Origin of the sequence: uncultured Brachyspira sp., assembly GCF_949287625.1 — a bacterium.
Taxonomy (GTDB): domain Bacteria; phylum Spirochaetota; class Brachyspiria; order Brachyspirales; family Brachyspiraceae; genus Brachyspira.
Genome location: NZ_CASEGO010000022.1, coordinates 18,687 through 30,406, shown reverse-complemented (window position 1 = coordinate 30,406; position 11,720 = coordinate 18,687). Strand labels below are relative to the sequence as shown.

At 31.1% G+C, this 11,720-nt stretch carries 6 protein-coding genes; 4 read left to right on the top strand and 2 right to left on the bottom strand.

What is annotated here, in order from left to right; all coding sequences use genetic code 11:
• Positions 1-229: 229 nt before the first annotated feature.
• The 3 genes from Q1X91_RS05600 (at position 230) to Q1X91_RS05590 (ending at position 3,755) form a co-directional block, all read left to right on the top strand.
• Positions 230-1,186, top strand: a complete 957-nt coding sequence (locus tag Q1X91_RS05600; RefSeq protein ID WP_300754239.1) for a TAXI family TRAP transporter solute-binding subunit — start codon at positions 230-232, stop codon at positions 1,184-1,186.
• Between the two features lie 80 nt (positions 1,187-1,266).
• Positions 1,267-1,773 (top strand): DUF1850 domain-containing protein, encoded by a 507-nt coding sequence (locus tag Q1X91_RS05595; protein ID WP_300754236.1) that lies wholly within the window; start codon positions 1,267-1,269, stop codon positions 1,771-1,773.
• 8 nt (positions 1,774-1,781) lie between these two features.
• Positions 1,782-3,755, top strand: a complete 1,974-nt coding sequence (locus Q1X91_RS05590) for a TRAP transporter permease (protein WP_300754235.1) — start codon at positions 1,782-1,784, stop codon at positions 3,753-3,755.
• Between the two features lie 537 nt (positions 3,756-4,292).
• Here Q1X91_RS05590 and secA read toward each other — a convergent pair.
• Positions 4,293-7,235: a preprotein translocase subunit SecA gene (gene secA / locus Q1X91_RS05585; RefSeq protein WP_300754232.1), complete on the bottom strand. Its 2,943-nt coding sequence runs from the start codon at positions 7,233-7,235 to the stop codon at positions 4,293-4,295.
• 302 nt (positions 7,236-7,537) lie between these two features.
• Between secA and Q1X91_RS05580 the strand changes: the two genes are divergently transcribed.
• Complete coding sequence (locus Q1X91_RS05580) at positions 7,538-8,407, top strand: DMT family transporter (RefSeq protein ID WP_300754229.1); 870 nt, start codon at positions 7,538-7,540, stop codon at positions 8,405-8,407.
• Between the two features lie 80 nt (positions 8,408-8,487).
• On the opposite strand, the gene ppdK is transcribed toward Q1X91_RS05580, so the two are convergent.
• Entirely contained in the window at positions 8,488-11,472 is a 2,985-nt protein-coding gene (ppdK, locus tag Q1X91_RS05575; RefSeq protein WP_300754227.1) for a pyruvate, phosphate dikinase, read from the bottom strand.
• Between the last annotated feature and the right edge of the window lie 248 nt (positions 11,473-11,720).

Sequence of the window (11,720 nt, the reverse complement as noted above, 5' to 3'; positions counted from 1 at the left end):
TTTTAAAGTAAAAAAGCTATTATATACATATTATAGATAATATATTATTTTAATAAAAAATACAACTAACTCACACTATACACAAAAATATTTTATCAAACTTTTTAACTAAAAAACATAAAACATATATTAATACTTAAACACTATATTATTAATAGCAATATTGACTTTTAAGCATATCAAGTGTATTATTCAATAAATAATGTATATATATTAAAGGAGTTTTATTATGAGAAAGATAATAGTATTTATTATTGCGGTTTCTTTCTTAATTATTAGCTGTCAAAAAAGCAATAATTATAATTACGTTTTTGCTACAGGCGGAACTAGCGGAACTTATTATTCTTTCGGCGGAAGTATAGCAAGTATATGGAATGCCAATATAGAAGGAATGAATGTTACTGCTCAGTCAACAGGAGCTTCTGCTGAAAATTTAAGACTTCTTAACAGACATGAAGCTGATTTAGCATTTGTACAAAATGATGTTATGGACTATGCTTATAATGGTACAGACATATTTGCAGGAGAGGTATTAACTAATTTCTCTGCTATGCTTACATTATACCCAGAGATAATACAAATAGCTGCTGCAAAATCAAGCGGTATAAAAACAATAGCTGATATGAAAGGCAAAAGAGTATCTGTAGGAGATGCAGGAAGCGGAGTTGAGTTTAATGCTAAACAAATATTAGAAGCATACGGATTAACATTTGATGATATAAATAAATCAAATCTTTCATTTAAAGAATCAAGCGACGGACTTCAAAATGGAACATTAGATGCCTGTTTTATAGTTGCAGGAATACCTAATGCTGCATTACAGGAATTATCTTTATCAAGCGATATAGTATTAGTTTCTTTGGAGCAGATTCAATTAGATGAAATGCTTAGAAAATATAAATATTATACAGAAATAACAATACCTGCCAATACTTATAATAAAGTTGATACTGATACTAAAGCTATAGCAGTAAAAGCTACTATTGCCGTTAATAACAATATCCCTGAAGATGTTGTTTATAATTTAATGAAAACATTATTTGATAAAAAATCTGATTTAGCTGCAGCTCATGCTAAAGGTAAAGAATTAAATATTGAAACTGCTTATCAAGGTATATCAATACCATTTCACCCTGGTGCTATAAAATATTATAAAGAACTAGGATATGATGTAGGAAATAACTAATATCAATTTCTATATATATCTAAAACAATATATTCATCGTCTTTTTTATTTAAGATGGTGAATATATTAGAATATTTATTATGTTTAAAAAAATTATTTTATTTATAACAATTATCATAATACTTATTGTTTTATTATTTATACCGCTATTTCCAAGACTTGTATTAAATAGTGTTAAAAATAATAGAATTAATATAGCATTAAAAATAGATAATAAAAAATTTATTATTTCATATACTCATTCTGTAAATAAAGGCAGGGTAAGAGATTTTTATTTTATAGATAAAAAAGGAAATATAGTATTAGATAAAACTAGATTTGTTTCATATGGTGCTGGTATTGCCGAACCTGAAAAAAATGAAAATATTGTTATTACTGATGATTATATAGAAATAAATAATATGAATAGAATTATTAAAAATTTCTATTTATTTATAGGTGCTGCTGCCAATCATACTATGATCATAGATGATAAAGTTATAGAATTAGACAAATTCTTTTCACCTCAAAGCAGTATAAAAATAGAATATAAGAGATTATCTATATTCGATTATATAGTATCATTTATATACCGAATAAATCAATAGGAGGGCGTATGAAACATAAAAATGAAATTCATATGATAACAGCTGAAGAAATAGATGATTATATGAGTAAATATGACAGCGAATCAAGATACAGAAGATATAAAGATTGGAAAAAATATTTAATCATAGTAATATCAGTAATATTTTGTTTGTTTCAATTGTATTCAATACTTTCTGGAAGAATTACAGCACAGGTTGTAAGAGCCACACACTTGGCATTTGTTATGCTTTTAGCCTATTTACTTTTCCCTATAAAAAAAGATATGCCTAAAGACAAACTTCCATGGTATGATGTAATACTTGCTATTATAGGTGCTTCTTCTTGGAGCTATATTACAATAAATTTCGACTCTTTGGTAAGACGTGCAGGCATATATACAGCAACAGACATTGTAATAGGCATAATAGGAATACTTCTTGTATTTGAAGCCTGCAGAAGAATAGTAGGTCTTCCTATACTTATAATATCAATAGTTTTTATTGTATATGCATTATTCGGAGCTTATGCACCAGGTTTTTTAAATCACAGAGGATACTCTCTTCAAAGATTAGTATCACATTTATTTTATAATACAGAGGGTATAATGGGTACCCCTATAGGAGCATCAGCTACATTTATATTCTTATTTATATTTTTCGGAGCATTGCTTGATAAAACTGGAATAGGGCAGTTTTTTATAGATATATGTAATGCCATAGCAGGAGGTTTTGACGGCGGTCCTGCAAAAGTAGCTGTACTTACAAGTGCTATGTTTGGTACTGTTTCTGGAAGTTCTGTTTCTAATACTGTAGGTACTGGAAGTTTCACAATACCTATGATGAAATCTTTAGGATATAGACCTGAGTTTGCAGGTGCTGTTGAGGCTTCTGCTTCTACTGGAGGACAGTTAATGCCTCCTATAATGGGTGCGGCTGCTTTTCTTATGGCTGAAAGTTTGGGCATACCTTATATGGAAGTTGCTAAAGCTGCTATTATTCCAGCTATTTTATATTTTACTGGTATATTTATAATGGTGCATTTAGAGGCTAAAAAAACAGGACTTAAAGGTTTATCAAGAGATTCTCTTCCTAAAATGGGCGAGCTTTTAATGAAAAAGGGATATTTAGTTATTCCGCTTCTTACTATAATATATTTCTTTGTACTTGGTAAAACTGCTATATATGCTGGTTTAATGGGTATTATTGCTGCGGCTATAGTTGCTGTAGTTAACTCCATAGTAGACATTGTAATGAAAAGAAAAGTAAGTTTCGGGCTTAATGATTTAATAGACGTTTTTGTTAATGCTGCTAGAAATATCATAAGTGTTGCTATTGCTTGTGCTATGGCTGGTATTATAATAGGTGTTATTACTTTAACAGGTTTAGGATTAAAAATAGGAGCAGGATTAATATCAATATCTGGAGGAATACCTTTATTATTACTATTTTTAACTATGATTAGCTCAATAATACTTGGTATGGGAGTACCTACTACTGCTAATTACCTTATTACTTCTACAATAGCAGCAAGTGCAATAATAGGTTTAGGTTATGAACCTTTAGCTGCTCATATGTTTGTGTTCTATTTTGGTATTATAGCCGATGTTACACCTCCTGTTGCTTTAGCTGCTATGGCTGGTGCTGCTATTGCTAAATCAGATCCTCTTAAAACCGGAATAGAAGCAACAAAACTTTCTATAGGTGCTTTTATTATTCCTTATATGTTTATATTTAATCCAGATATACTTATGATTAATACTACAATAGCTGATATTATACCTATACTTATTACTTCGCTTATAGGTATGTTTGGGGTATCTGCAGGATTAGAAGGTTATGTATTTAGAAAATGCAAACCTTATGAGAGAATATTATTTATTATAGCAGGTCTTCTTTCTATATATCCTGAATTTTATACGGATATTATAGGAATAGGAGTTATAGCTATACTTGTAATTATACAAATAATTACAAAAAGAAAAAATCAAGCTTTAGCTGCTTAAGAATTATAAAATATTAGGGGGCATAAAAAGCCCCTTTTTTATTATATAAATTTATAATTTGTTAAAATTATTTTTTATCATAACTCTTGAATTTTTGTATTTTTACACGGTTAATATTAGAAATATATTATGAATGTTATTTACAGTTATTTTAAAGTAGTATATACTGGAACGATTTCATTTTGTCAACTGATGTACATTATATAGAATTATCAACTTTTTTGCCGCACACGCTCTGCAGACTTTGTCAAAGTTGCTGCCAATACCACAGGTGGACTTCGTCGGCACGCAGAGCGGGCACGACTGTGAAGTCCCGCAAATATTTTAAGTTAAAAAAATTAATTTTTGACAAATTATAGTTGTTTAGGTATATCATCAAAAAGAAGCAGCATAGTATACTTTGTAATTGCAAAGCAGCTTACATAAAAAATAATTAATTAGAAACAAGTAATTATAATTTTTATACCAATAAAAAAAGGCATATATAACTAATATATATGCCTTTTAAAAATTATGTTTTTTTATTTTTATATTATTTTACTGCTGATTATCTTTGCCATGACAATGTTTATATTTTTTTCCGCTTCCGCAAGGACAAGGATCATTTCTTCCTATTTTCTGAGTCATTTTTACATTAGGCTGAGCAGTTTTCACTTTGCTTTGAATGTTTTGAGTATTGTTTCCATTCATAGCACTTGCATTTGCTTTCTCTTCAATCGCTCCATCAAAAGCACTTTCTCTTTCCATAGCATCAAATGAATTAGGTATAATACGCACTCTCATAATCAAGTTTACAAGCTCATTATGTATTGCATTCATAGTAGCAACAAACATTTTATAGCCTTCAAGTTTATATTCAGTAAGCGGATTTTTTTCAGCATATCCTCTTAAACCTATACCTTCTCTTAAACTGTCCATAGCAAATAGATGATCTTTCCATCTGTTATCTATTATTGATAGGAATATATTTTTTTCTACTTCTCTAAATATTTTTTCATTTACTTCCAAAGATTTTTTTCTGTATGCTTCTAAAAGTAAATTAGTAAGATTTTTCACAGCATTATCAGCACCGCCTTCTACAGCTTTATTTGCTGCATCTTCATCTATAGCTATTAAATAACTGTTAAGCCATTTTGTTACTTCCAAAGGATCAACATGTTTTTTATTGTCGCTTATATCTTTAATAGTATCTTCAGTTACTTCAGCTATAATTTCTTCTACTCTAGGAGATATATCATCAGAGTAAAGTATATAATCTCTTTCTCCGTAAACTGCCATACGCTGCTGATTCATAACATCATCATACTCAAGCAAATGTTTTCTTATATCAAAGTTTCTGCCTTCAACTTTTCTTTGAGCATTTTCTATTGATTTGTTAAGCCATTTATGACCAAGTTCTTCCTCTTCGCCCATTCCCATAGCAAGCATCATTTTTGATACTCTCTCACCGCCGAATAAACGCATCAAATCATCTTCAAGCGATAAGAAAAATACACTAAGCCCTGGGTCTCCCTGTCTTCCGCTTCTTCCTCTAAGCTGATTATCAATACGTCTTGCCTCATGTCTTTCACTTCCTATAACATGCAAACCGCCTGCTGCAAGTACTTTTTCTTTGTCTACTTTAGATTTTTCATTTATTTGAATAATTCTGTCAATTTTTTCTATCATTTCAGAAGCATTATTTTTCTCTGCCAATTCTTTAGCTTCATCTATTTTTCCAGAAATAACACTTCTTACAAACGCTTCTTTGTAAAGGTCTATAGCTTTTACTTTTTTACTCAATTCTTCTTTTTTGTAAGGATCTCTTTCTTTAAATGCTTTATCTTTCATAAGTACAAGCACCTGTTCTATTTCAGCTACACCTTTGGCAACTGGGTTTCCTCCAAGTACAATATCCGTACCGCGTCCTGCCATGTTTGTAGCAAGAGTAACAGCTCCAGGTTCTCCAGCCTGTGCTATTATTTGTGCCTCTCTTGAGTGGTTTTTAGCATTTAACACTTCATGATTAATTTTATGTCTTTTAAATACTTTAGAAAGCTCTTCGTTCATTTCTACTGATACTGTACCTACAAGTGCAGGTTTTCCAGCGTCCTGAAGTTCTTTTATATATTTTGCCAATGCTTCAAATTTTGCCTTTTTAGTTCTGTATATTCTGTCTGATAAATCCTGCCTTGCTATAGGTTTATTAGTAGGAATAACTGCAACGTCCAATTTATATATTTTATAAAACTCTTCTGCTTCTGTTTCAGCAGTACCTGTCATACCAGAAAGTTTAGGATACATTCTAAAATAGTTTTGGAATGTTATTGTAGCATAAGTTTGTGATTCATTTTGTATAGCAACTTTTTCTTTAGCTTCTATTGCTTGGTGAAGCCCATCGCTGTATCTTCTTCCTTCAAGTACACGTCCTGTAAACTCATCTACAATCAAAACTTCTCCGTCTGTAACCATATAGTCAACATCTTTTTTGAATACTTTATGAGCCTTTAAAGCCTGATTAACATGGTGAACTATCGTACTGCTTTGAGCCCCATATAAGTTTTCTACATTAAGGAGTTTTTCTACTTTATGTACTCCTTCTTCTGTAAGATATACATTTTTATCTTTTTCATCAAGTACATAATCACCTGTTCCTGCCACTTCACGCATTCTCTCATCTACTTCAGCCTGCTTAAGCATAGGTATTATTCTGTCAATTTCATAATACATTTTTATGTTTTTTTCTGCTGGTCCTGATATTATAAGAGGAGTTCTGGCTTCGTCTATTAAGATACTGTCTACCTCGTCCACTATGGCAAAGTAGAATTTCCTCTGAACTTTATCCTCTTTTCTTGTAACCATGTTGTCTCTTAAATAATCGAATCCGAATTCATTATTAGTACCATAAACAACATCGCAGTTATAAACAGCACGTCTTTCTGGTGAATGAGGTCTAGTGTTATCAAGTATGCCGACAGATATTCCAAGCATAGAATATATAGGAGTCATCCATTCAGCGTCACGTTTAGCAAGATAATCGTTTACCGTAACTACATGCACTCCAAGTCCTGTTAAAGCATTAAGGTACACTGCAAGAGTGGCAACAAGTGTTTTACCTTCACCTGTTTTCATCTCAGCAATTCTTCCCTGATGAAGTACAGTTCCTCCCATTACCTGAACATCAAAGTGTCTCATACCTGTTGTTCTTATACTTGCTTCACGTACTACAGCAAATGCCTCTGGAAGTATACTGTCTAATATATCCTGAAGTTTTTTCTTATTTTCTTCTTTGCTTAAATCTAATTCTTCTGTTTTGCATCCTATATGTTTTTCTACTCTTTCTCTGAACTCTTTAGTCTTATTTGTAAGTTCTTCATTGCTTAATTTTTTTATTTCTTCTTCAAATGATAATGTCTTTTCTGCTATAGGTCTTAATACTTTAGCGTCATTTTGTTCTTTAGAGCCGAATATCAATTTGAATACTAAATCCATTGCTCCCATCAGATATAAATCTCCTTAAAGGTAAAATTGTCTAAACTAATAACATTTTTTTATTAAAACTAGATAATAACATAAAATGTAAATATAATAAAGTAGAAAATATTGATTTTTAAAGGCAAATAATTAATAAGTAAAATGCATAATTTTATATTTTCTATTGATTTATTAAAAATATTATATATTATTACTAATCATCATTAATTTTAGGGTTAATATATGCATTAATAATTTCTTTTATTTCATAAATATTAAACCATATTCAAATATTTTATTCTAAATTTTTTAATTTATAGAGGATTTCAATGTTAAATGTTTTATTAGTTATAATAGGCTCTATTGCTTACGGATTTTTGCCGATTTTTGTAAAAAATATTATAGCATATGATTATTCATCGCTTTCTATAGTTTTTTATAGATATTTTTTTACGGCGGTTTTTTTATTTATAATTATACTTGTTACGAGAAAAAGTTTTAAGATAACAAAAAGGCAGTTTATAGAATTATTAATATTCAGTATTACAGGTCTTGGACTTACTTTTTTCTTTTTGTCTCAATCATTGCTTTATATATCAGCAGGATTAAGCAATATGATACATTTCGGATATCCTGTGATAGTTTTGTTTATAATGATATTTTTGTTTAAAGAGAAGATAAATATATTAAAAATACTTTCAATGCTATGTGCTGTTTCTGGAATATTCCTTCTCACAAAAGTTGTAAAGGTAGAATCATTTTTGGGTGTAATATATGCACTTGTTACAACGGTTACATACGGAAGTTATATAGTAGCAAATAAAAAATGCAGCTTTTCTAGTATAGATACTATTGTTTCTCTTTTTTATATGTCTTTGATTGTTTCTGCAACTTTCTTTATAGCTGGAATATTTACAAATTCTTTGCAGGTTTTGAATAATATTAATGTTTTTTATAACTTTATTGCTGTATCGCTTTTATGCACTATATTTTCTTTAGGGCTTTTACTTTACGGAGTTAAAAAATTAGGCTCTTCTCTAGCATCAATACTCAATATGTTTGAACCTACTACTACAGTTGTAGCTTCTATTTTTATATATAATGAAGATTTGACTTTTAATATAGTTATAGGCTCTATTTTGATAATATTTTCAACTATTACTATGGTTATTGAAGTAAGAGATGATTATATAAGTTAATTTTAAGAAATGTTATAAAAAAATCAGGGCTTACAGATTACTGCAAGCCCCTCTTTATTATTTATATAAATATTTTATTATTATTTCTTCTTTCCAGAGGATTTAGAAGGTGTTTTTTTAGCAACAGCAGCTTTTTTAGATGCAGATTTTTTAACTTCTACTTTAGCAGCTGTTTTTTTAGCACTAGCTGATGCTTTTGCTGGATCTTTTTTAGCAGGAGCTTTCTTAGCAGCAGATTTTTTAGCTGGTTTAGATTTTATAGCTCCTTGAGCAGCAGCAAGTCTTGCTATAGGTACTCTGTAAGGAGAACAGCTTACATAATCTAGTCCTATATCATTACAGAACATAACAGTAGCAGGATCTCCGCCATGCTCACCGCAGATACCAATAACAAGTTTTTTGTTGGCAGCTCTTCCTTTAGCAACACCTATTCTTAAAAGCTCTCCGATACCTTCTTGGTCTAATGATTGGAAAGGATCTCTTTCGTATATTTCTTTATTAACGTAATCTTTTAAGAATTTACCGGCATCATCTCTTGAGAAACCGCCGCCCATTTGAGTTAAGTCATTAGTACCGAATGAGAAGAATTCAGCTTCAGTAGCAATTTTGTCAGCAACTAAAGCAGCTCTAGGAACTTCTATCATAGTACCTACTTTGTATGTAACTTTAGAACCTTCTTTTTCAAATACTTCATCAGCTATTTTGATAATTCTGTCTTTTATCATTTTTAGCTCTTTCAAAGTACCAACAAGAGGAATCATTATTTCAGGGTGAACATCAACACCATTTTTCTTAACTTTAACAGCAGCTTCAATAATAGCTCTAGCCTGCATATCATATATTTCCGGATAAGTGATGCCAAGACGGCAGCCCCTGTGTCCAAGCATAGGGTTGAATTCATGTAAAGAATCTCTTATAGCTTTAAGTTTTTCAAAAGGAACATTCATTTCACTAGAAAGCTCTTGTAACTGAGAATCTTCATGAGGAATGAATTCATGCAAAGGCGGATCTAAAAGTCTTACAGTTACTGGATATCCGCTCATAGCAGTGAATATTCCAATAAAGTCTTCTCTTTGCATAGGAAGAATGCTCTCTAAAGCATCATCATAAAGTTTTCTAGGTTCTTTATATATAGGTTCAAGCTCTTCTATAGCTTTTTTGTCTCCTATTTTTTCAGCAGCTTCCAATTTTTCTTTTAATTGTTTTACTTCTTCAGCAACAAGTATAAGCTGTCTTACACTTTTAATTCTGTCAGCATTAAAGAACATATGTTCAGTACGGCATAATCCTATACCTTCAGCACCGAAACTTCTAGCAATCTGAGCATCATGAGGAGTGTCAGCATTAGTATGTACTTCTAGTTTTCTAGCAGCATCAGCCCATTCCATAAGTTTTTTGAAGTCTTCAGACATTTCAGCTTCTTTAGTAGCAACTTTTCCTAGCATAACTTCGCCAGTAGAACCGTCTATAGATATATAGTCGCCTTCTTTTACAGTTTCATCGCCTACTTTCATAGATTTTGCATCATAATCAATTTCTAAAGCACTGCAGCCTGCAACACAGCATTTACCCATACCGCGTGCAACAACAGCAGCATGTGAAGTAGAACCGCCTCTTGCTGTTAATATACCTTCTGCGGCATTCATTCCTTTAATATCTTCAGGGCTAGTTTCTATACGTACAAGTACAGTCTGCTCTCCAGCTTCTTTCATAGCTTCAGCTCTGTCAGCAGCAAATACTACTTTACCAACAGCAGCACCAGGAGAAGCATTTAATCCTTTAGCTATAACTTTAGCTGATTTTTTAGCTGCAGGGTCAAACATAGGGTGAAGTAATTGATCCAAATCTGAAGGATTAACTCTCATTATAGCTTCTTCTTTAGATATTATTTTAGCTTCAGCAAGTTCAACAGCAATTCTTACAGCAGCAGCAGCAGTTCTTTTACCATTACGTGTTTGAAGCATATAAAGTTTGCCTTCCTGAATAGTAAATTCCATATCCTGCATATCGCTGTAGTATTTTTCTAATTGATTTTTATAGCTTACTAATTGTTTATATACATTAGGCATAACTTCTTCAAGAGAAGGATATTTATTTTTTCTGTCTTCTTCACTTATGCCGTTATTTTTAGCCCATTCCAAGCTGCCTTCTAATGTAATTTCCTGAGGAGTTCTGATACCTGCAACAACGTCTTCACCTTGTGCATTAATTAAAAACTCTCCGTAGAATTTGTTTTCACCAGTAGCAGGGTTGCGTGAGAAACATACACCAGTAGCAGAAGTGTCTCCCATGTTTCCGAATACCATAGCCTGAACATTAACAGCAGTACCTAAAAGACCTCTTATGTCATTTAATTTTCTGTATGCTTCAGCTCTAGGGTTGTTCCAGCTCCTAAATACCGCATTAATAGCATGCCATAACTGTACTTTAGGATCAGCTGGGAACTCTTCGCCTTTTTCTTCTTTATACATAGCCTTGTATTTTTCAACAACTACTTTTAAATCTTCAACATCTAGGTCAGTATCTTTTACATCTTTTTCTGTTTTTCCTACTTTAGATGCTATAGATTTTTTTACTTCATCTAAAATTTCCTCAAATTTATCATGGTCAACGCCCATAGCAACATCGCCGAACATTTGTATAAATCTTCTGTAAGCGTCCCAAGCAAATCTAGGATTATTAGTTTTCTTAACTATACCTTCTACTACTTTTTCATTAATACCTAAATTAAGTATAGTATCCATCATACCCGGCATTGAAATAGCAGCACCTGAACGTACAGATACTAAAAGCGGCTTATCAGCGTTTCCAAACTGCATATTCATGGCTTTTTCTAGTTTTTTAATGTTTTCATCAACTAGTTTCTCTAAGCCTTTAGGATATGACTTATTTTTTGAATAATAATCACATACTTCTGTAGTGATAGTAAAGCCTGCAGGTACTGGTACTTTACTTTCTGTCATCTGTGCAAGTCCTAAACCTTTACCGCCTAGGAGTGCTTTAGTTTCTTTAGCCCCTTCGGATTTACCATTGCCAAAGAAGTAAACCAACTTTTTTGATGCCATAATAAACTCTCCTCTAAAATAAAATATTTATATAAATTTAAACTTACTACTATTATTAAGTATATTAGTATTTTTCTTATTGTCAATTTGATTGTGAATATTTATGTAAATTTTTTTTGTTATTTAGTCTTTTACCAGCATAAAAATATTTATTATATTAATATAGTTAAATTAAAATTTCAATATATATTGACCGAGTATTAAAAAGATATTTAAATTTTTTTTATCTATTGTATAATTAATAGAAA